Raw genomic sequence first — 23073 nt, forward strand, 5'->3', positions numbered from 1 at the left:
AAAAGGCGGGGCAAAACCCCGCCTTTTCGCATGTCAGATCGCTTTGTTGCGACTTAGGCAGCTGCTGCAGCCGCGGCCACGATGACCAGCAGCAGAAGCGGAACCCAAACGTCATTGCCAGAGCTACCAGCAGCTTCTTCGATCACAACAGGTTCAACAACCGGATCGGCCATGGAGCCCGCGAATGCGGTGGAAGCAGCAGCAGTCAGAGCAGCAGCGAGAACGAGTTTCTTCATAGTATCCTCCAGAATTCGCTTGCCACCATAACAATGAGGGCGATGACAAGCACCCAAGACTTACCTCGTGAAATGTCTAAACAGCAAAATGTCGGTTTTGCAAACCCAAGATTGCCGATAGCCCCCTACCAAGGTCGAAATGTCGTCAAATTAGCAACACTTGTGTGCCCACTTTTGTCAACGAAAACAATTCGGAGATGTGTTCATTGTACAGACCGATGCACCCATTGGAGGACCGGCGCCCAATTTTGCGCGTGTCATGCGTTCCGTGAATCCGATAATAGGTCCAGCTCAGATAAAGCGCGTGGGTTCCCAAAGGGTTATCAGGGCCAGGGCCGACGTAATCAGGCCATTCCGGATTGCGCTTCTTCATAGACGGTGTTGGACGCCAGCTTGGCCCGTCAACCTTGCGAACGACCTTGGTGCGACCGCGGCGCGTAAGATCCTCGGTCAGTGGCACCGACGTCGGGTACAGCTTGTAGACGGACTCATCTTCGGACCAGTAATGCAACGCACGTGATGTAACATCCACAAGCACTGCACCGTTCTTCAGATTGTCAAAGTACGGCGCCCAATCCAGAGAACGGAAGCTCGAAATGTTGCGCACCACAATCTCGTCCAGGTCCCGCTCAACCTCGGTTGTATCTGTTTCAGTTTGTGCGATTGCCGGCGCACTCAGAAATGCGGCGCCACTCGCCAAAAATGCGCGGCGCCCAATTTTTGCAGACCGATCAACAGCCATTTGTTCCTCCAGAACACTCGTAACGTGGATCGGGCAATCATATGGCCGGAATGCCGCAGTCGCAAATCAATCCGGCACGAAAAGAGCAATGTCACGCCGATGTGGGTTTTCATGGCAACTTGGGACGGGTAGGACTCTGCCAATCACTTTTTTGGGACGGGAACACAATGCGCGCAATTGCTCTTTTGCTGGTAGCAGCTCTTGGTTTGGTAAGCTGCGGTGCCGGCGGGTCCAGCACAAAGCAATACAAGATTTCCGGCAGCAGCACTTCGAAAGTGCAGTTTCAAGTCCTTGACTCCATCAACGCGTTGCGCGCGGCATCAGGTGCCTCAGCAGTAGAACTGAATGCCCAGCTCAACGCGGCAGCAGCAACACACTCACGCGACATGTCTCTTCAGAACCGTCCTTGGCATTTTGGATCTGACGGATCGTCCCCGTTAGATCGCGTCGCACGGGTTGGGTATTCCGGCGCTCTCGCGGGTGAAACCATCAGCGAAACCTACGAATCAGAGGTCGAAACTCTTGCGGCCTGGATGCAACAAGATGACACGCGGGCGGTTATCCTAGACCCCAAAGCCCAAGACATGGGGTTTGCCTGGTTCCAAGAGGACAGCGGCAAGATTTGGTGGACGCTAGTGATGGGCACACGCAACTCAAACTCGGTGCAGCTGGCTGATTTTCAGGGATAAATCGATATCACCGTGCCATTGTTGACCATGGCGTAGATTTCACGCATTTCTCGATCTGTGACCGCAATGCAGCCTGCGGTCCAATCATCTTTGCCGTCGCGGTATTTCTTCGGGCGGCCGTGGATAAAGATGTCACCACCAGGTGATTCTCCCAACGATGCGGCATGCGCGCGATCGGCATTATTTGGATAAGACACGCCAATCGAAAGATAAAACTGGCTGTTGGGATTGCGGCGATCAATGAAGTAGTCGCCTTCCGGGGTCTTCCCGTCACCCTCGACTTGCTTATGGCCAACTGGCTGAAAACCAAGGTGCATATCGTAAGATTTCAGCACCTTGTTATGGTGCATGAGATAAATTTTGCGCTGCTCCTTAAAGACAGCAACGCGTGTCACTTCCGGACCATTGTACGTCATAAATTTGCTGGAACAGCTCGCCAAGCCAAACGCCAAAACCGCAAACACCAAAGCGGAGAACAAACGCATCTTATCGGTCCTTTTTGTACCACTGCCTCTTTTTGAAAGGCTCATAACAGAATTCGGCCATTTTGGCCTCTCACGGCTGCGTGATAGCAGCTATTTCCGAACAAATCTTGAAGCCAGTTCCACGTGGGATGACCAGCGGAATTGATCAACTGTTTGCACCCAATCCAGGTGGTACCCAGCTTGATTCAGAACCGCTGCATCCCTGGCAAATGTCACCGGATTGCAAGACACGTATGCGATCTCTGACAAGTTAGACTTCGCCAGTTCGGCGACTTGCGCTTCTGCACCGGCGCGTGGCGGGTCGATCACTGCAAAATCATACTTAAGATCTTCTGAAACAATGGGGTTTCGGAACAAGTCGCGCGCCTCGACCGTGACGTGTTTAAGCCCCTGCGCCCTACGCCAACCAGCGTCCAGTGCTTCAACCATCGCGCCTTCGCCTTCGACGCCATGCATCCGGTATGTCTTAGCCAGAGGCAGAGTAAATGTGCCGCACCCTGCAAACAGATCAATACCGGAATCACCCTGCGTGATGGCTTGTTTGACCGCGTGCAAAAGCGCTGCTTCACCTTCTTTGGTTGCTTGCAGAAAGGCACCAGGTGGGGGCACCACAGACGCGGCGCCAAAGCGCTGTGCTGGCACTGCCCGCGTCGCCACCACTTCGCCATCCCAAGTCAGACGCGCCAATTTGAAACGCTCCACTTCCTGGGCCAGGCGGGCCAACAGCGGGCCATCCAAAGGTTTCCCACCAACAACCGACATATCCAAGCCGGCGTCGGACAAGGTGACCGTCGCGCTGATTTCGCCTTTGCGAGAGGAGGCAATTTGACAGAGCTGAAACAAGGCCTCGCGGGCGGGCAGCAAGTCCGGATGCAGCAATTGGCAATCGGGAATTTCAACGATCACATCGGAAGCCCGGGCATGGAAGCCCACCAAAGCCGCCTTTTTGGTGCGCCGCGCCGAAAACACAGCGCGGCGGCGTGATTTGGGCGGCGAGGTCACGACGGGGCGCAGATCGGTTTCCAATCCCTGCGCGGCAAGCGCTTGCCGGACAACCTCAACCTTCCAATCTGCCAAAAAGTCATCAGACGCGTGCTGCAATTGACAGCCTCCGCAAGACTTAAAATGGCGGCACGGGGCTTTCACGCGGTGCTCGGATGGGGTCACAACCCGCATATTTGTCAGGCGTGTTCCGTCAATTTCGCCTTCCACGGTTTCACCGGGCAGGGTCAAAGGGGCATAGATCGGTCCGTCGGCAATTCCATCGCCGTGCAGGCCCAAACGCTGGATATCAATCTGGCTCATGCCCGTCCCTTAGTGGGGGACGGGCACAAGGTCAAATTTTACTCGGCCGCCTCGTCTGCGTTTAGGAAGCCACCAGATTGACGTGCCCAGAAACCGGCATAGAGGCCGTTCTGCGCCAGGAGTTCTGCATGGCTGCCCTGTTCCACAATACGCCCCTGATCCAAAACCAGAATGCGGTCCATCTCAGCAATTGTGGACAAGCGGTGCGCAATCGCGATCACGGATTTCCCCGCCATCATGCCATAGAGCGTGCGCTGAATGGCGGCTTCGACCTCGCTGTCCAAGGCGCTTGTCGCCTCATCAAGCAGCAGAATCGGGGCGTCTTTCAGGATCACGCGCGCCAGAGTGATACGCTGACGCTGACCACCAGAGAGTTTTACACCGCGTTCACCAACATGAGCGTCATATCCGGTGCGTCCTTGCGGATCTTCGAGATCCAGAATGAACTCATGTGCCTCTGCTTTCTGTGCCGCCGCGATCATCTGCTCTTCTGTAGCATCCGGGTACCCGTATAGCAGGTTACCCCGAACAGATCGGTGCAGCAGCGAACTGTCCTGTTGCACCATGCCTATTTTGTCGCGCAGACTGTCCTGAGTGACGGTGGAGATATCCTGACCATCGATCAAAATGCGCCCCTGCTCGGTGTCGTAGAACCGCAAAAGAAGCTTCACCAATGTGGACTTACCGGCCCCAGAACGGCCGATCAGCCCGACCTTTTCACCCGGCGCGATGGTGAGGCTGATGTTGTCCAACCCGCCGCTGTCGCGGCCATAGTGGTGTGACAAACCATCAAGCTCGATCTTGCCTGCGGAAAACTCCAGCGGCTTGGCATCTTGGGAATCAACCAAATCAATCGGTTGCGCGATGGTTTCCATACCTTCGGCCACCACACCCAACTGACGGAAGAAAGAGGTCAGCGCCCACATGATCCAACCGGTCATCGCGTTCAAACGCAGGCTCAAAGCGGTGGCGGCGGCGACCACACCCACACTGGCCAATCCTTGCATCCAGAGCCAGATGGCCCAACCCACAACGCTCACGATCAGCACGCCGTTGAGCAGCACCAACATCACATCCATCAAGGTGAAAATACGCATTTCCGCCTGGAAGGTTTCACGTGAGCATTCAATGGCTTCCTTGGCATAATCCAGCTCACGCTTGTTGTGCGCAAAGAGCTTCACTGAGTGGATATTGGTATAGGCGTCGACCACACGGCCGGTGACTTTGGAACGTGCATCAGAGGCCTTTTGCGACGCGGGACCAACACGTTTCACGGTCCATTTCACCAAGAAACCGTAGAGCACCAGCCAGCCCAGCATTGGCAGCACCAAACGCGGGTCAGCATCTGCCAAAAGGATGGCCGCACCAACGACATAAGCAATTGAAAACGTTATGGCGTCAAACACCTGAAACACGGCTTCGCCAGCTGCTGGTGGGGTTTGCATAATCCGGTTGGCAATGCGGCCTGCGAAATCGTTCTCAAACCAGCCAACTGATTGACGCAAAACATGTTTATGAGCGCGCCAGCGGATCAAAGTGCCGAAGTTTGGCAGCAGAGTATTGTTGAGCAACAGCACATCAAACGCCTGCAGCGCAGGGCGCAGGAACAGCACGAAGAGAATAACCAAAATGAACTCGGTGCCGTGATCTGCCCAGACCTGGGAGGGATCCCCACTCAACAGGTCCACAATCCGGCCCATATAGGCGATCAGACCGATCTCCACAGCGGCCACAATGACCGACATTATCGTAGCAAAAACAAAGACTTTGCGGAATGGCTGCGCGTAGTCGCGCATAAAGGGCCACAGCTTTGTGGGGGGCGTGTCTACTTCGTCGTAGTCGCAATAAGGGTCAACAAGGGTCTCGAAAAACTTGAACATGAGAATGTCCTGTAAAAACAGTGGATTGTGCAAAATGAAGTGACTCGCCATCTCTGGCTGCCACGGCAGTCAGATTGGCTTATGAAAACCAGATCCCGCGATACATCTTGCACTCCTTCTCATGTTTGAGCTGTCGGCATGCTGGCGCAGTGTTGCGCGTGCGTCAACCTATGATTTACCTGACCTTTGGCACGTCGGTATCGCGTCGGTATTTTGACTGTTTCGCGGAGGTGCGGCCCATATGGCAGCGGAGCGGGTAAACACAACGTGCGCAAGGTGTTGCGCGATCTAGCGACGCAACACGCTCGCCGGATCAGCGCAGTGGCGTCAGGGCAGCATGTCCAGAAGCTCGGGTTTTGTGAGCGCGAAGTCGGATGCAATCCAACGTGATTCGAGCTCTTTGAGCGCCTTGCCCAGCGCCGCGCCTTGAAACCGGTCGATAAGGTCCGCTGGACGGATTGGGAAGGTTGCCTCGGCTCCCTGTTGCGCGACCTTCAAAGCATCGGGCATCAATGGCATCTCAAACATTGCAGCGCGTAGCAACAAAATCGAGGATGCGGTCTCTGCACCGTGGAGGTAACCCAGCGCGCCGGGGGTGTCGGACGTCTCAAGCCCGTTGCGCAACACGTCGCGATGGCGGGCGGCCTTTTTGGACAACCGCAAAGCCTCGGCAATGTTGTCTCCGCCCAACACCGTCAGACGACGGATAGGATCGATGGGCACCGCAGCCATCTCTTCCAGATGCACCAAAGGCGCCAAAGCGCGGTCATCCGTGCCCGGGAGAATGGCGGTGAGCGCGCCGGTCTGGCGCATGGCCGCCACAGACGGGGCCGGGTTTGGCGCGCCCATGAGTTTTAGGGTTTCACTGCCGACTCGCTCGCGAGAAAGGGAGGACAAGCCGTCGATGTTGGCGGCAATGGCGGCAAGCGCGTCGGGGTCCATGCCTTCGGTGGGGTCGCCGTAATAGGCGTGAAAGCGAAAGTAGCGCAGGATGCGCAGGTAGTCTTCGCGAATGCGGTCTTCGGCGTTGTCGATGAAACGCAGGCGGCGGGCTTTGAGGTCTTTGAGCCCCCCCAGCGGATCAACCACTGTACCGTCGGAGGTGGCATAAAGCGCGTTCATGGTGAAGTCGCGGCGGCGGGCGTCATCTTCGACATTGTCGGAAAAGGCGACAACCGCGCGGCGACCATCGGTTTCCACATCATGGCGAAAGGTGGTGATTTCGTGCGGAATGCCGTCGGCCACTACGGTGATGGTGCCGTGATCTATGCCGGTGGGGATCGCGTTGAGTCCAGCGTCTTTGGCAAACTCCAAGACACGCTCCGGACGGGCATCCGTGGAGATATCGATGTCATTTACTGGCGCGCGCAAAAGCGCGTTGCGGACACAACCACCAACCAGCAGCGCCTGATAACCATGCGTCTCTAACATGGCGCAAACGGCCTGTGTTGGGGCGGCTGTTAGCCAATCACCGGAGACTTTCATGTGCCTGACACCTGTTTCGCCAAACCGCGCAAGATGCGGGCTGTGGCACCCCAGATATAGTAGGGGCCAAAGGGCACGGTGAAATAGTGACGACGTTGGCCTTGCCAGCGGCGGGATTGGATCGAGAAGACCGCAGGATCGGTCACATGGGACAGTGGCACGGAGAAGACCTCTTCGACTTCACCTGGCTCAGGGATTACGTCAAAAGCGTCTCTAACATGGCCCAACACCGGCGTGACGAGAAAGCTGGTGACGGTTTCATGGGTGGGCAAAGTCCCCAGAACTTCGACGTTGTTGGAAGGCAAGCCAATCTCTTCACGCGCTTCACGCAGGGCAGCAGCAATCACATCTGCATCGCCTTCATCCTGCTTGCCACCGGGAAAGGATATTTGCCCCGGATGGTGTTTCAGATGGCTGGCGCGTTTGGTCAGGATGACATGGGGGATGCCTTGTTTGATCTCGATGGGCACAAGTACACCAGCTGGGCGCAGCTTGCGGCCTTTGGGCAGAATCACATCGGGATTGAGATCAAAATCAGAAGAGGCCGCGCTGTCGCGGGACAGCGCGGCCTTGATTGAGTGGAGCGGATCAGGCGCCTTTGGCATCTGCGTCCGCAGTTTTGGCCTCAAATCCAACTGTGGCTGGATCGAGGTCATAGTGCGCGCCGCAGAATTGGCAATCTGCCGTCACCCGCCCGTTGTCTTTGGTCATCGTGGCAATGTCTTTCGCCGAATAGATCGACAATGACTGACGCACACGCTCCTCGGAACAGGTACAGCCAAACTTGACCGATTGTGCGTCATAGGCACGCGGCGCTTCCTCGTGGAACAGACGTACCAAAAGGTCCGTTGGCGGCACGGAGGGGCCGATCATTTCCAGATCTTCCACCGTGTCCAACAAGATGTTGGCGCGGTTCCAGTTTTCGGCGTCTTCTTCGTTCACCACATCTTTGGCAAGCAGATAGCCGCTTTCGCCGCTTCCGCCTTCGCCAGAGACTTCCGGGCTAGCCTTAGGCATGTGCTGCAGCATGATGCCGCCAGCACGCCAATGCTCACCCACGCCGGGCTCAACAGATTTGCCGAACTTCAGCGAGAAGCGGGTGGCCAGCTGTTCAGACTGCGCAAAATAGGCTTCTGCGGAAGCTTGCAACGACCCGCCCACAAGACCGGAAATGCCTTGATAGGGTTTCATGCCGTCGCCCTGGTCGATCAGCACCGCAAAGTAGCCGTTGCCCAACTGCTCAAACGGGGTGCCGTCGGTCAGGCGTTCCTCGTCAAAGCTGGCATAGGCGCGAATACGGGCCGGCTCGCCGTCGGCAGTTGGCGCGTAGTAATCGGTCGCAATCATGCGCACAGGGCCATTGGTTTGCACCTGCAGCGACAGCTTCCAGCGCAGGCTAATGGTCTGACCGATCAATGCGGTCAGCAGGGCCATTTCAGCCACCAAAGCCTCCACCGTTTCCGGATAGGCATGTTGTTTGAGCACGCCGGAGAGCACGCCATCAAGGCGGGCCACGCGCCCGCGAATATCAGAGTTGTCCAGCTGGAACGGCAGCACTGTGTCGTCCCAGGCAATGTTGCTTGCAGCTTTCATGGGGTTTCCTTATCGGCCTTCCCTTGCCATACCGCGACTATATAGGGCCAGCAAGGGCAGGAAAAAGGGGTTTCACGCATGATACCACGTTTTGGAACACCGCCGCGCAAAGATGTGCGCTACACAATGCGCCCCGGAGCCTATGCGGTTTTGCTTCAAGGTGGCCAAATGCTGCTCACCCATCAGGCTGAACCAACGCCGGAGTTCCAGCTGCCGGGCGGTGGAATTGATCCCGGGGAAAGCCCGGTGGTGGCGTTGATGCGGGAGGTTTTTGAGGAAACCGGATATCGCATTACCAAGCCGCGGCGGTTGGGGGTGTTCCGCCGGTTTACCTTTATGCCGGAGTATGACCTCTGGGCCGAGAAGCTTTGCACCATCTACTTGGCCACGCCAACCCTGCGGATTGGACCGCCAAGCGAGCCCGGGCATAAAGCGGTGTGGATGGGTATTGAAGATGCGGTCACGCAGCTGGGCAATGCCGGAGACCGGCATTTTACGGCCCAGTTTCTGCGCTAACCCAGGTTAGGTGCCGCGGTATTCCAAAAGAATGCCAGACACATCGTCGGGGAAGCCTTTACCACCGGAGAACTCGTCAAGTTTCCAGACCATGGCTTGCAACGTGTCTTCAAGATCGTGGCCAGCCAGATCAACCATCAACGCCTCAAGACCTTCCTCACCCAGCAAGCCATTGGCCGTATCCGGACATTCGGTCACGCCATCAGACAACAGGAACAGGCGGTCCCCTTTGTTGAGATCGATGCAGAATTGCGAGAACTCAGCCCCTGGGATCAGACCCACCGGCAATCCGCCAGGGCCCTCTTGCTCAATCGAGCCATCAGCGCGTTGGATCACAGGATGAGGATGACCAGCCTGTGCAAGGATAACGTGTCCTGTGGCAAGATCGACATCGGCGAGCAGCATGGTGAAGTAATGCTCGGTTTCCATCTCGTCCAGGATGATTTCGTTAAGACGCGCAACAACTTCGGCGGGCGGCAAGTGAGTCGTTGTGCCGTCTTTTTCCACCTGCATCGCCACATTATGTTCCGGTGAAGTCGCCGAAAGGTAGCCCGCGAGACGGGCGGTAATCAACGCAGAGCTGATTCCATGACCCGAAACATCGATGGCATACAAACCGATTCGCGTGTCGCTGATCTTATAGTGCCCCACCAAATCGCCGCCCACATGGCCAGAGGATTGCAGCAGAAGCGACACCGCGCCGCGATCAAAATCTTTGAACCGTTCGGGCACAAGTGATTGCTGCAGCTTCTTGGCGGCCAGCAGGTCATTGTCCAGCGAGTCATAAAGACGCTGAAGCTCATCCAGCGTTTCCGAGATCACTTTGTTCTTGTCGGTGAGTTCGCGCTCCATGCGCAGGATACGCTCCGCCGCAGAGATCCGTGCACGCAGTTCGTAACCGTTCACAGGCTTGGTCAGAAAATCATCCGCACCGGCATCAAATCCTTGAGCAACCTCAGTTTTTTCACTCTTGGAGGTCAACAGAATGAAGTATCCGTAGCTCTCCGAACTCAACTCACGGAAGGCGCGACAAAACTCCAGACCGGACATGCCTGGCATCATCCAGTCTGACAGAATCAGATCCGGCAGCTCTTCGCTACAGATATCAAGGGCCTCCTGACCGGAGGCCGCCTCGATCACATCATAACCGTCCCGTTTGAGCGACAAGCTCAGAATACGACGCTGCACGCGGCTGTCATCAACCAGCAACACGCGTTTGATCACGCCTACATCAGGCGCATCATTGGTCTCAGCGGATTTAACAGTGTTGGCCGACAAGCTTCCCTGACCTTTGCACAAATTTTGACTTCTTTCGTAACACAACTATGGTCTTGCTACTTAACATGCCGTCAAAAGTAAAAATGAGATAGTTCAAATTTTATCGTGTAGGATTTGTTAACACTTTTCTGTCACTGTCTAGGGGTGAATGATGAGGAACTGCCCATGATTGACTGGGAACGAGTAGAAGAACTGCGCGACGAAATCGGCGCGGAAGATTTTGGTGAAGTGGTGGAACTCTTTCTTGATGAAGTTGAGGAAGTGATTGCGCGCCTGCGTGAAACTCCGGACATTGCCACCCTCGAAGCGGATCTGCACTTTCTTAAGGGTGGCGCGTTAAACCTTGGTTTCCGTACTTTCTCGCAATTGTGCCAAGCAGGCGAAGCTGCGGCTGCCGCAGGCAAAGGCGACACCGTAGATGTGCCCGCAATCTTGGCATCGTTTGAGGAAAGCAAAGGCGTGTTTGCGCAAAAACTCGCTGCCGCCTGAAAAGCTGCCCCCTGACAAGGCCGGAAACGGCGCACCCTTAGAAAATGAGATGTGTTCGCCCAAGGAGTGACCTGGGCGACGTATTGTGCGTTTCGATGCGCTTTTTTTCGATGCAGCTACGCCAAAGGCCACGCAATTGGCTTTTGGCGACCTCGTAATTGAGCCTGAGGCGACATTGCGACCCAAAACGCTGCAGCAAAAGGCATTCGCGCCCTAGAGCACAAACTGCCCCAGAGTTTCATCGTTGGTGATATCGGTGTAGGTCATGCCTGCGGCTTCAATGCGCTCAAACAACGCGTCGAAGTTTTCCGGTTTGCGGGTCTCGATCCCAATCAAAACCGAGCCAAAGTTGCGGGCGGATTTCTTGAGGTACTCAAACCGGGCAATGTCATCTTCCGGGCCCAGCGTTTCGAGAAAGTCTCGCAAGGCACCCGGGCGCTGTGGCATCCGTAAGATGAAGTACTTTTTTACACCGGAATAGCGTTGCGCCCGTTCCTTGACCTCTGGCAGACGTTCAAAGTCAAAATTACCGCCCGAGGTCACGCACACCACGGTTTTGCCTTTGATCTGATCCGCCACATCGGTGAGCGCATCCACGGCCAAGGCGCCTGCGGGTTCCAGCACAATGCCTTCAACGTTGAGCATCTCCAGCATGGTGGCGCAAATCCGATCTTCAGGGGCAGCCACCACGTCTTCGGGCGCCACATCGGACAGGCGGGCAAAAGTTTTGTCGCCAATGCGCGCGACAGCAGCACCGTCCACAAAGCTGTCAACATGCGCCAGAGTGGTTGGCGCGCCGGCATCCAGAGCAGCGGCCAAGCTCATGCCACCTTCGGGTTCCGCCAACGTGTAGGTCAACACATTGGCAAAGTAGCTGTGCACACCAGACGACAAGCCGCCGCCGCCCACGGGCAAAATGATGTGGTCTGGAACACGACCCAGTTGGTCTTCAACTTCGACCGCGACCGACGCTTGCCCCTCAATCACATCTTCATCGTCAAATGGAGATAAAAAGGCGGCATCCACCTCAGCGCAGTAAGTCTGCGCCGCCGCCAGCGTGTCGTCAAAGTAGTCCCCGACCAGGCGGATTTCGACGTTGTCGCCGCCAAAAACCTGAGTCTTGAAAATTTTCTGTTGCGGCGTCGTGACCGGCATGAAGATCACGCCCTGCACATCAAAATGTTTGCACATATAGGCGACACCCTGAGCGTGGTTGCCGGCGCTGGCACAGACAAAAATCCGCTGATCGGGGGTGTTCGCGCGCACCTTGCGCATGGCGTTGAACGCGCCGCGCAGCTTGTAAGACCGCACAGGCGTGAGGTCTTCGCGCTTGAGCCAGATGTCGGCACCAAAGCGGGCGGAGAGGTGGGCATTCAGCTGCAGAGGCGTGGCGGGGAAAACGCTGCGCATGGCGGCTTCGGCAGTGCGGGCACATTTACGAAATTCGCTCATGTGCCCTGAGTGGCCGAAGCCGGAAGGTTTGGCAAGGGGAAGGTCCTAGATCAGCCGATCGAGCGACCTTCGACGTAGTGACCATAAAACGTGGTCAGGAGGCTGATATTCACCAAACCCACCAAAGCCGTGAACACAATGTCAACTGCGGTACCGACCAAGGGTGAAATCCCATAAATGGCTTGCACCATATATTGCCCCCCATAACTGACGGCCCAAACCGTCATCATCAGAACAAGAATTGCACCGGTGGCTCCGCTGGTGGCGCTCCAGGCTTCGCCAAAGGTCAATGGCTTACCCAGCGCAGCGGCTGGCAGAATGGCAACCCAACGATACATCAAAACAGAGATCAGCACAGAAATTACAAACAGAACCGCTAGTGTTCCGGCAATGGAACCGGACCCCACAACGGATGTGGCAATCATCATCAGAGGAATAGCGCAAATTGCGCAAGCTAAGCCGAGCAGGAAAAGTCGTCCGAAATACGCGAGTATTCTGCCCAAGTGAAATGGCGGGATCAGCCCAGATTGGTGCTCCTCGACCAAAACAAAGCGATGCCACGCAACGATGCCCCACCCGATTACAAAAACCACCAAAAACATGAGCAGAAAACTGAGACCAATCGATCCGCTAGACGGAGTCCCGGCAATCGTGCCAGTTTCTGAGAAATTCTCTCCGAAAATGTTAGACATGTTTCGGGCCAACCCAAAAATGAGTACTCCGACCAGAACACAAGGCGCCCAGAAAATTCGAATGGCATCCTGCCAGTTGCCAACAACCATGCGCACCGCATGTAAAAACAGTTTCCAACCCTGCACGTGAGTACCTCTTAAAGATAGTGCTTTTGTTCAATTTCGCCTGCATCTGGCAGACTTCATCCAACAAATGCAAGTGCGGCAATGCGCTTGTCTTGCCCATAGGCACAAAAACCGTTATCGCGCAGGCGATATATGGACGAAGGGAAGTAACATGTCGGCTCCGAAGAAAGTTGTGCTGGCCTATTCCGGTGGCCTGGATACCTCGATCATCCTGAAGTGGCTGCAAACCGAATATGGCTGTGAGGTGGTGACCTTCACCGCGGATTTGGGTCAGGGCGAAGAGCTTGAACCCGCGCGTGCGAAGGCAGAACTCTTGGGCATCAAGCCTGAAAACATCTACATCGAAGATGTGCGAGAAGAGTTTGTGCGCGACTTTGTCTTCCCGATGTTCCGCGCCAATGCGGTCTATGAAGGTCTGTACCTGCTGGGCACCTCGATTGCCCGTCCGCTGATCTCCAAACGTCTGGTTGAGATTGCCGAAGCGACCGGTGCAGATGCGGTGGCGCACGGCGCAACCGGCAAAGGCAACGATCAGGTGCGCTTCGAGTTGGCGGCCTATGCGTTGAACCCGGACATCAAGGTGATTGCGCCTTGGCGGGAATGGGACCTGTCTTCGCGCACCAAGTTGCTGGAATTTGCCGAGCAGAACCAGATCCCGGTTGCCAAAGACAAACGTGGCGAAGCGCCGTTCTCCGTGGACGCCAACCTGCTGCACACCTCGTCTGAAGGCAAAGTGCTGGAAGATCCAGCCATCGCGGCACCGGATTATGTCTACCAGCGCACCGTGCATCCTGAGGACGCGCCAAACGAGCCGGAGTTCATCGAAATCGGCTTTGAAAAAGGGGACCCGGTCAGCATCAACGGCGAGGCGATGAGCCCGGCAACCATCCTGACCAAGCTGAACGAATATGGCGGTAAGCACGGCATTGGCCGTCTGGACCTGGTGGAAGGCCGCTTTGTGGGCATGAAGTCTCGTGGCATCTACGAAACTCCGGGTGGCACTGTGTTGCTTGAGGCGCACCGTGGCATTGAGTCCATCACCATGGACCGGGGCGAAATGCACCTGAAAGATGAGCTGATGCCGAAGTATGCAGAGCTGATCTACAACGGCTTCTGGTACTCCCCGGAGCGTGAAATGCTGCAGGCGGCGATCGACAAGAGCCAGGAGCATGTCACCGGCACAGTGCGCGTGAAACTCTACAAAGGCAGCGCCACCACCGTGGGCCGCTGGTCTGACCACTCGCTCTATTCTGAAGAGCACGTGACCTTTGAAGATGATGCAGGCGCCTATGATCAGAAAGACGCGGCGGGCTTTATCCAGCTGCAAGCGCTGCGTCTGAAGCTGATTGCGATGCGCAACAAACGCACCGGCAAGTAAGCCTACACATTTCCGAGAAAGCCCGCCCAATGTGGCGGGCTTTTTTGTGTCTCCCAGCCGTCAATCCGAAAAATCCCTTTGAGATGTGCAGGATGGCGGCTAGCGTTTCCCAAAGACGTTTTGACAGGAACGTGACTGCGCCGGGGAGGCAGTTGAATGGGGATATTTTCAAACATTTTTCGCGTCTTCGGGATTTTTCTACTCAGCGCCGGTTTGGTCTGGGCCCAAGACGAAGAAGTCGAAGACACCACCCCTCCAAAAGTTGACGACGAGGTCTTTGTTCAAGCTGTTGAGGTCGATGGAGAAGTGCTGTTTGCCGTGCGTGGCTCCACCGCGTTGCCTGCGGAAGAACGCGCGGCTTTGGTGGCAAAGCGTATCATTGAAGTCGCAGAACGCAGCGAGGCCACATCCGTGGTTATGGGCATTGAGCGCGGGGAGTTGGGCCAGACCATCTTTGCCGATGGGGTCATGGTGAGCGTCACCACGCAAGCTGACTCTGATTTTGAACAAATGGAACTGCCTGTGTTGGCGTCTTTGCATGCCGAAGCAATTGAAGGCGCCATTCTGACCTACCGCGCCAACCGAACCGATGAAGCGTTTTCGCAAAGCACGTTGACGGCCCTGGCATGGTCTGCGGTGTTTGCCTTTTACTGTGGCATTCTATTTTGGCTGCGCCGGCGCGTGCCGCGTTTTATCGCGGGCATTGTCGAACACCGCACCCGAGGGCTCCAGGAAGCCACGGGCGATATTGTGCAGAGCCAAGCGGTGTCCAACATCGCCAAGTTTTTGATCCGGCTGTTGGTCGACATCACATTGTTCACCGGATTCTATTACTACCTGTCGTTTGTGTTGCATTCGTTTCCCAACACGCGGCCAATTGCAGCGCTATTGATCCGCTATGTGACCGATCCGATCATTGGTCTAATGCTGGGCTTCGTGAGCTATTTGCCCAACCTGATCACCATCCTGATCATTGCTGCCATTGCACGCTGGATGATCAAAGGGGTGTATCTGTTTTTTCAAAGCGTTGAGCAGGGTGTGATCGAACTCAAGACTTTCGAGGATCATTGGGTCTGGCCCACCTACAACCTTATTCGCGGGGCCATTGTCCTGACAGCGGCGGTGATCTGTTTCCCCTATATTCCGGGATCGGACTCCGCAGCTTTTCAGGGGCTGACCATTCTGGTGGGTGTGATGGTCTCCCTTGGCTCAAACTCGGTCATTTCCAATGTCTTGGCGGGTCTGTTTGTGCTTTATAAGCGCTCGATGAATGTGGGTGACCGCATTCGGGTTGGCGATCACTACGGCGATGTCATGCAAATTCGGCTGATGGAAACCTATCTGCGCTCGGTCAAAAACGAGCTGATCTCTATTCCAAATGCGACGCTGTTGTCGTCTGAGGTGATCAATTACTCCAGCAAAATCGACGGCAAGGGGCTGTTGCTGCACACCACTGTCGGGATTGGCTATGAGGAACCTCGGAAAAAGGTGGAGGCCATGCTGATTGAAGCGGCGCGGCGCACGAAGGGGCTAAAGAAGTCACCTGAGCCGTTCGTGCTGGTGACCGGGCTTTTGGATTTTGCGACCAACTACCAGATCAACGCTTTCACCACGCGGGGGTCGTCGTTGCCGCTTTTGTTAAGCGAACTGCACAAGAACATCACCGATGTGTTTAATGAAAATAGCGTGCAGATTATGACGCCAAACTATGAAACCGACACGCCGGATTTGAAGATTTCCGAAGTTGAGTGGGATGAACCCCTCGCCCATGAGGCGGCCGCCGAGGCCGCAGCCCAAAAAGCATAAGGCGCCCCCAAAAAGCGTCACAGGTAGAGCATGAGAAAAGTCACAGGCAATCTAACACGGCGCAGCATGATGCTGGGGTTGCTATCGGGCTGTGCTATTGCTCCCGTTGGAGAGGACTACGCACGACCGGAGACTGTCCTTGCCAAGAGTTTCCTAAAGAAACAACCCACTGGCGTGGCGCGCAAGCATGATGCGAAATGGTGGACGTCCTTTAATGACTCACTTCTGAACAAGATTGTTGGCTACGGGCTTGAGAACAACAAAGACATTCAACGCATTGCCGCCCGGATTCAGCAATCTCAGGGCATTCTGGCCTCGGCGGGGTTTCCGATTGGCGGCACCACTCGGGTCGGTGAGGTCCGGCGCAGTGGCGGCGGAGGCGATGCCTCGGAAACCTCGGGATTTGTGCGGGCGGAAGCCAAGTGGAAGCTGGACCTGTTTGGCAAACTGCAGCGGGAAAAAGAGGCGGCTTTTGCGCGACTGGAAGCCAGCTATGCCGATCTGGATGTCTGGACGCTGCTCTATGTGGATGAGGTGGTGACGGCCTATTTGGATATGCGCTATGCGCAGGAATTGGCCCGCATTTTGCAACGTGTTCTGACCAGCCGCGAGGAAACCCTCAAAGCCACCAAGTCTTTGGCAGAGGAAGGCGGCGCGACCGAATTGGATGTGGCGCAGGCCAATGCGCTGGTGTTACGCACCAGCTCCACAGTGCCCGACGCACGGATTTTATTTGTGCGCATGGTCAATCGCCTTACTGCCCTCGTGGGCAGCACGGAATTGGCAGAACGGGACGATCTGGACGTGCGGGCGCCGCAGCCAAGCCCCAAAACCAGCGTTGTCTCAACCGGGGTGCCTGCTGACCTGCTGCGCAACCGGCCGGACGTGGTCTACGCTGAGAAGAAGTTGGCCGAAGCGCTGGCGCTGGTTGGGGTGGCGGAGGCGGATCTGTACCCAAGCCTCGGGTTGACCGGTAACGTCAATGTGGCTGGAAGCAGCTCTGGCTTTGATCCGCTGGCGGCCTTTCTGAGGATTGATCTGGATATTCCTTGGTACGATCTGCCAGTGCGGCGGGGCAAAGTGGAAACCGCCAAAGGGTTGGTGGCAGAACGGCAGGCGGCCTGGGAAAAGGAAATTGTGCTGGCCGTGGAGGAAGTGCGCAGTTCGCTCTTTGCGCTGCGGGAAAACACACGAGCGGTGGAACTATCCAAAAAGGCTGTGGAGGCTTCGGCCGAGGTTCTGCGTCTGGCCCGGGAGGCTTATGGCAACGGCCAAGCGTCTTTTCTTCAGGTTCTGGATGCAGAGCGGAGCTTTTTGGAGACCCAAAACCAGGCGGCGTTGGACATGCGCAATAGATCAGTTGATTTTGTGGATTTGAATGTCGCGCTTGGCGGGAGTTTTAACGGTTCGTTAAGTGGCCCCACGTAACCCTTGCGCCACCGAGGGTTGGCTGCAACCACTTGGGTGAACTGGTTACTTAGGGAAGATCACATGTTGGAACAAATCGCGGCGCAAATGGCCGAGGGGTTAAAAGACCGGACGTTTGACGGGACATTGAAATTTGACTGCGGCGATGCCGGGGTTGTGGTGCTGGCGGATAATACCGCGACGCAAGACGACCGCGAGACCGATTGCACCGTGTCGATTTCTGAGGAGAACCTTGTGAAGCTTCTGGCGGGTGATCTGAAACCCACAACGGCGCTGATGCTCGGCAAGCTCAAAGTCTCCGGCGATATGGGCACGGCGATGAAGCTGGGCCAGCTGCTGACCTAAGAAAACAAGGCGGGGATGATCCCCGCCTTTTTCACTAGAGCTTGTGCGCTTTCATCTCTTCGTAGAGAGGCAGCGCCGCTTGTAGGACCGGCTGCAAACTATCGGGCACCTCTGGCAACGGACCTTCGGCGCCAGCAAATCCGGTAGAATCCCAGACCGCACCATACCAGTGCGGCGCCCAGGCGCCGTCGCCTCTATGGCCGCCTTTGGGCCAAGACAGCATCGCCGCGTCAAATCCCAAGCCAATGGCATCACAGAGTTTTTCAAGCATTTCCTGCGGATTATCGCGGATGTCGTGGCTGTCGATCACAATCGGCGTTTGGCCCCAGCTTGAGACCAACTGCATCAGTTCCAGTTGCTGCGGAAAGCCGATGTCGGTAAGCGACGGATTTTCACGTTTGGCCGCGTAGGACGCGATCACACGCGCGGGGTGACGCAGCAGGAAGACGTTACTGACCTCCCGCATCCAATCCCGAGGCACACCGTCAATCATATGTTGCGTCATGTGCTTCTGATAGAAGTGTGGTTTGCCGTCAGGGTTGGCTGCAACGAGGCCTGCCGCGACCTTGTTGGGGTCCTGATCTTGGGACGCCAAAATCTCCGCCGCCATAGGATGGTCGAGACCGGTCATCGCGAGGTATGCGGCATAGAAAGGTTCGTCCACCACAGCGCAATCGGCCCGGTTGCCAAAGGCGTACATCATGGCGGTTGAGAGGTTGCGGGGGCCGCTCCACATGGCAATTTTCACGGGGCAAACTCCTATCGGTATTACGTCGATATCACGGCTGTATTGCGACAGTGCGAATTTGGGGTTTACGGCTTGGCGTCTTTTACAACGAGGTCTTTGTAGAGACTGCGAATGTGCTGGGTCATCTCGCCCATCTCGCCGGTGCCAATGGACCGCCCATCAATTTCACTGACAGGCGTTTGTGCGCCAAAGGTGCCGGTGAGAAACGCCTCGTCTGCGCCATAGGTGTCGACCAGAGAATAGTTGCGCTCATAGACCGGGATGCCATCCGCACGGCACACGTCGATCACCTTTTGGCGGGTGATGCCGTTCATGCAGTAGTCACCGGTGGAGGTCCAAACCGCGCCCTTGCGCACGATGAAGAAGTTGCAGGCGTTGGTGGTGTTCACAAAGCCATTGATGTCGAGCATCAGCGCCTCATCCGCGCCGGCTTTCTCCGCCGCGATGCAGGCGAGAATACAGTTGAGCTTGGAATGGGAGTTCAGCTTGGGGTCCTGCGTCATCGGCAAGCCGCGAATGTGCGGCACGGTCGCCAGCCGGATTGGACGCGGGATTGATGGTTTGGAGTGTTCCATGATGATGGTGAATGTTGGCCCCTGCTGGCTCAGCGAGGGGTGCTGAAACGGGCGGGTTTTCACGCCGCGTGTGACCATCAGGCGGGCGTGCGCATCTGTGGTCATGTCGTTGGCGACGCGGGTGGCCTCCAACGCGGCAATCACGCCCGCTTTGTCCATGCCGATGTCCAGATCGATGGCTTTGGCGGCCTCAAACAGGCGGTCCATATGTTCATCCAAAAATGCCCAGTGGCCGTCATACAGGCGCAGCCCCTCCCACACGCCGTCACCAAGCATAAAACCGCTGTCATAGACCGACACCATCGCCTCGTCCTTGGGCACAACGCGGCCGTTGAGCCAGATCTTGATCTCTTCGTTGCGGGCGTCTTCGGCGGCCTGGTGGGTGGTGACGTGATCGGTCATGGAGCGCTCCCTATGGCAAAGTCACGAGACGCTATCTGTGTCGCGCGGGGTTTCCAAGCTGAATTTTACATATTGGATACGTTTCACGCGGTTGACAGCAGGTGTCGTGGCGGCACTTTAGGGGGTGCAATTGATTTGGACTTTTGACTTTTGACTTCTGTGACAGACCTAGGCGCTGTGCCGTCTTCCCCCTCAAAAACCCTGTTGGTGTTGGGCAGCACCGGAAAGCTTGGGCGGCTGCTACGGACGTGCCTTGCGGCATCTCCAGAGTTGCTGGCTGACTGGCAAGTTGTTTGGGGCGGGCGGAAGGCCGACACGAGTGTCGATTGGGCTTACTCAGAAGGCCCGCCACCCAAAGCGGATGCGGTTCTGGCGCTGTGGGGTGTTGTGCCGGGCAAAGGGGATTTGGTCGACAACATCACACTGGCACAACAAGCGGTTGAGATCGCCAGAGACAGCGGCGCGTCACGGGTGCTGCATTGTTCCAGCAGTGCGGTTTATGGACCGGCCAGAGAGGCGACCGAAGACAGTGCTCTGGCGCCGATGAATGCCTATGGTGTGGCCAAGATTGAGATGGAACAGTGCCTGTTTTTGGACGATTCAGGTCAATCAGCTGAGCCAAAATCAGCGGTTTTGCGATTGGCAAATGTTGTTGGGGCGGACAGCTTGTTTGGTGCGATCCAAAGTGATCGCCCAGTGACACTGGATGCTTTTGACGTTGGCCAGAGTCCAATCCGAAGCTACGCCACGCCCACTGTGATCTGGCACGCGGTCGCCAGTCTGCTGTCCGCCAACACAATGCCCGACATAGTAAACGTCGCGACCTCCAATCCAGTTGCCATGCATGAGTTGCTTGAAGCCACACAATGCCCGTTTGTATGGCGCCCAGCGCCAGAAATGGCGGTGGCGGAAGTGTCGATGTCAATGGCCCGGCTTCGGCGCTTGACGGGGCAAACGCTTGTGGTACCGCCACACGAGATGATTGCGGAATGGCGCAGGTTGATGAAGGCACAGGCATGATCGGACACGGCACCACCTTTGGGCGGCGGATGATGGACCTTGGCTGGGTGCTGTTCCTGCTGCTGATCCTGTGGCCTGTTATGATGATTGTCGCGGTGATGATCCTGATCCGTGATGGGCGGCCAATCCTGTATGTGTCAGAGCGCATGAAAACGCCCACGCAAGGCTTCAAGCTCTACAAATTCCGCACCATGAAAAACGTGAAACAGGACAGCGGTGTGTCCGGTGGCGACAAGACCCATCGCATCACCAAGACCGGCAAATTTTTGCGGCGTTATCGGCTAGATGAGCTGCCGCAGTTGTTCAATATTTTGAAAGGCGACATCAGTTTCGTTGGCCCGCGCCCGCCGCTGCGCCGTTATGTTGAACGGTTTCCGGCGCTTTATGGTGAGGTACTCAAAGATCGGCCCGGCGTGACCGGCTTGGCGACTTTGATTTACCACCGGACCGAGGAGCAACTTCTTGAAGACTGCAAGACTCCGGAAGAGACCGAGGCAGTTTATGAGAGCCGCTGTGTACCCCGCAAGGCGCGGTTGGATTTGCTCTATTCCAAGCGGCGCACCTTGGGGTTTGACCAGCGACTGACCGTGGCCACGGTGTTTCGACGGGTGGCCCCGGTCTATCGCCCCGGTCGCAACAAGTGGCTGCTGTAACCAATCTTCACCTTGCTTCACCAAGCTGTGACATGTGGTTTCAAGGGATTGAGCCGCGACCAAACTTGCGCGCAGGGTGGCGGCAAGAAGGAGTGTCGCTATGACCAGATTTCAGAACCTGAAGACCGTGGCTTTGTCCGTTTTGATCCTGTTGGGAGGCTTGGCGCATGGCCACCGTGCCTACGCGATGGGCACCGATACGCTGGTGGTGGCGGGGGGCTGCTTTTGGTGTGTGGAAAGTGACTTTGAGAGTGTGCCGGGTGTGCGGGGCGTGGTCTCCGGTTACACCGGCGGATCCACCAAAAATCCGAGCTACAAGGATGTGACCAAGGGCGGGTCCGGCCATTATGAGGCGGTGAAAATCACCTTTGATCCCGACACGGTGACACGGGAGACGCTGTTGGATTTGTTCTTCCGCTCCGTCGATCCAACCGATGCCGGCGGGCAGTTCTGCGACCGTGGCGACAGCTATCGCACCGCGATTTTTGTAGCCAATAAGGTGGAACAGGGTCTTGCAGAAAGCGCCAAAACCAAAGCCCAGGCGCAATTGGGACAGACGATTGTGACGCCGATCCTGCGTGAAGGGAAGTTCTACAAGGCCGAGGCCTATCACCAGGATTATTACAAAGGGTCCAAGATTGTGCTGACCCGTTTTGGCCCGAAAAAACAGAGCGAGGCGTATAAGCGCTATCGTAAGGCCTGTGGCCGGGATGCGCGGGTGAAGGCGCTTTGGGGCTCAGACGCGCCGTTTGTTGGCCACTGAAGGATGGGGGCTTTGCCCCCGTCGCCAAAGGCGACTCCCCCAGGATATTTTTGGACAAATGAAGATGAGGCGGGCTTAGAAGCGGGCCTCGTCGACTTCTTTGAGATCCGGGATCACATCTGCGGTGCCTTGACGCGTGACCATCAAGGCGCCGGCGCGCATGGCGAGCGCGATGCATTGCTCCATCGGCAAGCCCCGATCCCGCGCGGCGAGCACATAACCCGTGAAGGTGTCCCCTGCCCCGGTGGTGTCCACGGGGATGACGGGCATGGCCGGGAAATCACGCGCGGTGCCATTGTGGATCCAGCGCGCGCCATTGGCGCCAAGCGTGATAATGACATCCGTGATACCCAACGACGCTGGCGCTTTTCCGGTGGCCTCATGCAGCTGGGCAGCTTCGACCTCGTTGAGGATCAGGAAGTCGAGAAAAGGCAGCACGGCGGTGACCGCAGCGGCGTCAAACGGTGCGGCGGCATAGGCGATGTAAAGATCGAGACTGCGGGCCATTTTGGCGGTTTCCAGCTGACTTAGGGTCTCATTTTGCATCAGAAGCGTGTCGCCGGGTGAGGCCTCGGACAGGGCGCTGGCGATGGTTTGATCCGGGATTTGAAAGTTCGCGCCGTTTAGAAGCACAATGCTGTTTTCACCGGCGTCATCCACATAAATCAGGGCTTGGCCCATGGGGGTGTCCGTCAATGTGGTGATATGGCGGGTGTCTACGCCAAATTCGGTCATGCGATCGATCGCCCATTTGCCGTCTCCCCCAACGGCACCGATATGGGCGGTATGAGCCCCTGCCCGCGCGGCGGCCACGCTCATATTGGCGCCTTTGCCCCCTAACCCGCGAGTCATATCCGTGGCCGCCAGCGTTTCGCCGGGACCGGGGAGGTGCGGCACGTGATAGAAATAATCCGCGTTGATGCTGCCGAGGTTGTAGATCGCCATGAGGTCCGCTTTGCTTTGATTTTTGATCAGGTGATCAATTTT

General features: G+C 56.5%; 24 protein-coding genes. 10 read left to right on the forward strand and 14 right to left on the reverse strand.

Annotated features, from left to right (window positions below; genetic code table 11):
• Window positions 1-53 precede the first annotated feature (53 nt).
• Window positions 54-236: a hypothetical protein gene (locus JXR15_RS03685; RefSeq protein WP_168591137.1), complete on the reverse strand. Its 183-nt coding sequence runs from the start codon at window positions 234-236 to the stop codon at window positions 54-56.
• A gap of 145 nt (window positions 237-381) precedes the next feature.
• On the reverse strand, window positions 382-978 hold the full coding sequence (locus JXR15_RS03690; RefSeq protein WP_422051876.1) for a L,D-transpeptidase: 597 nt from the start codon (window positions 976-978) through the stop codon (window positions 382-384).
• Window positions 979-1145: 167 nt separating this feature from the next.
• On the opposite strand from JXR15_RS03690, the gene JXR15_RS03695 reads away from it, so the two are divergent.
• Window positions 1146-1667: a CAP domain-containing protein gene (locus JXR15_RS03695; protein WP_422051877.1), complete on the forward strand. Its 522-nt coding sequence runs from the start codon at window positions 1146-1148 to the stop codon at window positions 1665-1667.
• On the opposite strand, the gene JXR15_RS03700 is transcribed toward JXR15_RS03695, so the two are convergent.
• The 6 genes from JXR15_RS03700 to JXR15_RS03725 all read right to left on the reverse strand — a co-directional run bounded on the left by JXR15_RS03700 (window position 1658) and on the right by JXR15_RS03725 (window position 8415).
• Window positions 1658-2152 (reverse strand): L,D-transpeptidase family protein, encoded by a 495-nt coding sequence (locus JXR15_RS03700; protein WP_422051878.1) that lies wholly within the window; start codon window positions 2150-2152, stop codon window positions 1658-1660. The two genes, JXR15_RS03695 and JXR15_RS03700, sit on opposite strands and share 10 nt — an antisense overlap.
• A gap of 90 nt (window positions 2153-2242) precedes the next feature.
• Window positions 2243-3457: a class I SAM-dependent RNA methyltransferase gene (locus JXR15_RS03705; RefSeq protein ID WP_422051879.1), complete on the reverse strand. Its 1215-nt coding sequence runs from the start codon at window positions 3455-3457 to the stop codon at window positions 2243-2245.
• A 38-nt stretch (window positions 3458-3495) separates the two neighbouring features.
• A complete protein-coding gene (locus JXR15_RS03710) occupies window positions 3496-5337 on the reverse strand; it encodes an ABC transporter ATP-binding protein (RefSeq protein ID WP_422051880.1) in 1842 nt (613 codons plus the stop codon).
• 327 nt (window positions 5338-5664) lie between these two features.
• Window positions 5665-6822: a CCA tRNA nucleotidyltransferase gene (locus JXR15_RS03715; RefSeq protein WP_422051881.1), complete on the reverse strand. Its 1158-nt coding sequence runs from the start codon at window positions 6820-6822 to the stop codon at window positions 5665-5667.
• Window positions 6819-7427, reverse strand: a complete 609-nt coding sequence (locus JXR15_RS03720) for a CoA pyrophosphatase (protein ID WP_422051882.1) — start codon at window positions 7425-7427, stop codon at window positions 6819-6821. The genes JXR15_RS03715 and JXR15_RS03720 overlap by 4 nt, the downstream gene beginning before the upstream one ends.
• Window positions 7411-8415 carry an Hsp33 family molecular chaperone HslO gene (locus JXR15_RS03725; RefSeq protein ID WP_422051883.1) on the reverse strand — a complete coding sequence of 335 codons (1005 nt, stop codon included), beginning with the start codon at window positions 8413-8415 and terminating at the stop codon, window positions 7411-7413. Before JXR15_RS03725 ends, JXR15_RS03720 begins: the two co-directional genes overlap by 17 nt.
• Window positions 8416-8493: 78 nt before the next feature.
• Here JXR15_RS03725 and JXR15_RS03730 point away from each other — a divergent pair, with 78 nt between their 5' ends.
• Window positions 8494-8931 (forward strand): NUDIX hydrolase, encoded by a 438-nt coding sequence (locus tag JXR15_RS03730; RefSeq protein ID WP_422051884.1) that lies wholly within the window; start codon window positions 8494-8496, stop codon window positions 8929-8931.
• Between the two features lie 6 nt (window positions 8932-8937).
• Here JXR15_RS03730 and JXR15_RS03735 read toward each other — a convergent pair whose 3' ends face one another.
• Window positions 8938-10209 (reverse strand): PP2C family protein-serine/threonine phosphatase, encoded by a 1272-nt coding sequence (locus JXR15_RS03735; protein ID WP_422051885.1) that lies wholly within the window; start codon window positions 10207-10209, stop codon window positions 8938-8940.
• A gap of 165 nt (window positions 10210-10374) precedes the next feature.
• Between JXR15_RS03735 and JXR15_RS03740 the strand changes: the two genes are divergently transcribed.
• A complete protein-coding gene (locus JXR15_RS03740; protein WP_422051886.1) occupies window positions 10375-10698 on the forward strand; it encodes an Hpt domain-containing protein in 324 nt (107 codons plus the stop codon).
• Window positions 10699-10911: 213 nt separating this feature from the next.
• Here JXR15_RS03740 and ilvA read toward each other — a convergent pair whose 3' ends face one another.
• Both ilvA and JXR15_RS03750 read right to left on the reverse strand, forming a co-directional pair.
• Window positions 10912-12150 (reverse strand): threonine ammonia-lyase IlvA, encoded by a 1239-nt coding sequence (gene ilvA, locus JXR15_RS03745; protein WP_422051887.1) that lies wholly within the window; start codon window positions 12148-12150, stop codon window positions 10912-10914.
• A gap of 50 nt (window positions 12151-12200) precedes the next feature.
• Window positions 12201-12578, reverse strand: coding sequence for a hypothetical protein (locus JXR15_RS03750; protein WP_422051888.1), 378 nt, complete (start codon window positions 12576-12578; stop codon window positions 12201-12203).
• A gap of 541 nt (window positions 12579-13119) precedes the next feature.
• Here JXR15_RS03750 and JXR15_RS03755 point away from each other — a divergent pair.
• The 4 genes from JXR15_RS03755 to JXR15_RS03770 all read left to right on the forward strand — a co-directional run bounded on the left by JXR15_RS03755 (window position 13120) and on the right by JXR15_RS03770 (window position 17925).
• The gene (locus JXR15_RS03755) at window positions 13120-14346 is read left to right on the forward strand and encodes an argininosuccinate synthase (protein WP_422051889.1); all 1227 of its coding nucleotides are present in this window, start codon (window positions 13120-13122) and stop codon (window positions 14344-14346) included.
• Between the two features lie 156 nt (window positions 14347-14502).
• On the forward strand, window positions 14503-16152 hold the full coding sequence (locus JXR15_RS03760; RefSeq protein ID WP_422051890.1) for a mechanosensitive ion channel family protein: 1650 nt from the start codon (window positions 14503-14505) through the stop codon (window positions 16150-16152).
• 30 nt (window positions 16153-16182) lie between these two features.
• Window positions 16183-17580 (forward strand): efflux transporter outer membrane subunit, encoded by a 1398-nt coding sequence (locus JXR15_RS03765; protein WP_422051891.1) that lies wholly within the window; start codon window positions 16183-16185, stop codon window positions 17578-17580.
• A 63-nt stretch (window positions 17581-17643) separates the two neighbouring features.
• The gene (locus tag JXR15_RS03770; protein WP_422051892.1) at window positions 17644-17925 is read left to right on the forward strand and encodes an SCP2 sterol-binding domain-containing protein; all 282 of its coding nucleotides are present in this window, start codon (window positions 17644-17646) and stop codon (window positions 17923-17925) included.
• A gap of 34 nt (window positions 17926-17959) precedes the next feature.
• Here the strand turns inward: JXR15_RS03770 and JXR15_RS03775 are convergent, their stop codons facing one another.
• Window positions 17960-18673 (reverse strand): HAD family hydrolase, encoded by a 714-nt coding sequence (locus JXR15_RS03775; RefSeq protein WP_422051893.1) that lies wholly within the window; start codon window positions 18671-18673, stop codon window positions 17960-17962.
• A gap of 65 nt (window positions 18674-18738) precedes the next feature.
• A complete protein-coding gene (locus JXR15_RS03780) occupies window positions 18739-19650 on the reverse strand; it encodes a D-amino acid aminotransferase (protein WP_422051894.1) in 912 nt (303 codons plus the stop codon).
• A gap of 159 nt (window positions 19651-19809) precedes the next feature.
• On the opposite strand from JXR15_RS03780, the gene JXR15_RS03785 reads away from it, so the two are divergent.
• The 3 genes from JXR15_RS03785 (at window position 19810) to msrA (ending at window position 22086) form a co-directional block, all read left to right on the forward strand.
• The gene (locus JXR15_RS03785; protein ID WP_422052244.1) at window positions 19810-20670 is read left to right on the forward strand and encodes an NAD-dependent epimerase/dehydratase family protein; all 861 of its coding nucleotides are present in this window, start codon (window positions 19810-19812) and stop codon (window positions 20668-20670) included.
• Window positions 20640-21323, forward strand: coding sequence for a sugar transferase (locus tag JXR15_RS03790; RefSeq protein ID WP_422051895.1), 684 nt, complete (start codon window positions 20640-20642; stop codon window positions 21321-21323). Before JXR15_RS03785 ends, JXR15_RS03790 begins: the two co-directional genes overlap by 31 nt.
• A 100-nt stretch (window positions 21324-21423) precedes the next feature.
• Window positions 21424-22086 carry a peptide-methionine (S)-S-oxide reductase MsrA gene (msrA, locus tag JXR15_RS03795; RefSeq protein ID WP_422051896.1) on the forward strand — a complete coding sequence of 221 codons (663 nt, stop codon included), beginning with the start codon at window positions 21424-21426 and terminating at the stop codon, window positions 22084-22086.
• Window positions 22087-22161: 75 nt separating this feature from the next.
• Here msrA and JXR15_RS03800 read toward each other — a convergent pair whose 3' ends face one another.
• Complete coding sequence (locus tag JXR15_RS03800; RefSeq protein WP_422051897.1) at window positions 22162-23031, reverse strand: ribokinase; 870 nt, start codon at window positions 23029-23031, stop codon at window positions 22162-22164.
• Window positions 23032-23073 lie beyond the last annotated feature (42 nt).

It is taken from the genome of Shimia sp. (assembly GCF_049116215.1).
Classification (GTDB): domain Bacteria; phylum Pseudomonadota; class Alphaproteobacteria; order Rhodobacterales; family Rhodobacteraceae; genus Shimia.

Excerpts from the sequence above, each read along its gene's own strand:
- JXR15_RS03750 (WP_422051888.1), bottom strand. The coding sequence starts at position 12,578 with ATGATGATTGCCACATCCGTTGTGGGGTCCGGTTCCATTGCCGGAACA.
- JXR15_RS03790 (WP_422051895.1), top strand. The coding sequence starts at position 20,640 with ATGGCGCAGGTTGATGAAGGCACAGGCATGATCGGACACGGCACCACC.
- JXR15_RS03710 (WP_422051880.1), bottom strand. The coding sequence starts at position 5,337 with ATGTTCAAGTTTTTCGAGACCCTTGTTGACCCTTATTGCGACTACGAC.
- JXR15_RS03690 (WP_422051876.1), bottom strand. The coding sequence starts at position 978 with ATGGCTGTTGATCGGTCTGCAAAAATTGGGCGCCGCGCATTTTTGGCG.
- JXR15_RS03760 (WP_422051890.1), top strand. The coding sequence starts at position 14,503 with ATGGGGATATTTTCAAACATTTTTCGCGTCTTCGGGATTTTTCTACTC.
- JXR15_RS03730 (WP_422051884.1), top strand. The coding sequence starts at position 8,494 with ATGATACCACGTTTTGGAACACCGCCGCGCAAAGATGTGCGCTACACA.
- JXR15_RS03755 (WP_422051889.1), top strand. The coding sequence starts at position 13,120 with ATGTCGGCTCCGAAGAAAGTTGTGCTGGCCTATTCCGGTGGCCTGGAT.
- JXR15_RS03715 (WP_422051881.1), bottom strand. The coding sequence starts at position 6,822 with ATGAAAGTCTCCGGTGATTGGCTAACAGCCGCCCCAACACAGGCCGTT.
- JXR15_RS03685 (WP_168591137.1), bottom strand. The coding sequence starts at position 236 with ATGAAGAAACTCGTTCTCGCTGCTGCTCTGACTGCTGCTGCTTCCACC.
- JXR15_RS03720 (WP_422051882.1), bottom strand. The coding sequence starts at position 7,427 with ATGCCAAAGGCGCCTGATCCGCTCCACTCAATCAAGGCCGCGCTGTCC.
- JXR15_RS03695 (WP_422051877.1), top strand. The coding sequence starts at position 1,146 with ATGCGCGCAATTGCTCTTTTGCTGGTAGCAGCTCTTGGTTTGGTAAGC.
- JXR15_RS03765 (WP_422051891.1), top strand. The coding sequence starts at position 16,183 with ATGAGAAAAGTCACAGGCAATCTAACACGGCGCAGCATGATGCTGGGG.
- JXR15_RS03780 (WP_422051894.1), bottom strand. The coding sequence starts at position 19,650 with ATGACCGATCACGTCACCACCCACCAGGCCGCCGAAGACGCCCGCAAC.
- JXR15_RS03725 (WP_422051883.1), bottom strand. The coding sequence starts at position 8,415 with ATGAAAGCTGCAAGCAACATTGCCTGGGACGACACAGTGCTGCCGTTC.
- JXR15_RS03740 (WP_422051886.1), top strand. The coding sequence starts at position 10,375 with ATGATTGACTGGGAACGAGTAGAAGAACTGCGCGACGAAATCGGCGCG.
- JXR15_RS03700 (WP_422051878.1), bottom strand. The coding sequence starts at position 2,152 with ATGCGTTTGTTCTCCGCTTTGGTGTTTGCGGTTTTGGCGTTTGGCTTG.
- JXR15_RS03800 (WP_422051897.1), bottom strand. The coding sequence starts at position 23,031 with ATGGCGATCTACAACCTCGGCAGCATCAACGCGGATTATTTCTATCAC.
- JXR15_RS03705 (WP_422051879.1), bottom strand. The coding sequence starts at position 3,457 with ATGAGCCAGATTGATATCCAGCGTTTGGGCCTGCACGGCGATGGAATT.
- JXR15_RS03770 (WP_422051892.1), top strand. The coding sequence starts at position 17,644 with ATGTTGGAACAAATCGCGGCGCAAATGGCCGAGGGGTTAAAAGACCGG.
- msrA (WP_422051896.1), top strand. The coding sequence starts at position 21,424 with ATGACCAGATTTCAGAACCTGAAGACCGTGGCTTTGTCCGTTTTGATC.
- ilvA (WP_422051887.1), bottom strand. The coding sequence starts at position 12,150 with ATGAGCGAATTTCGTAAATGTGCCCGCACTGCCGAAGCCGCCATGCGC.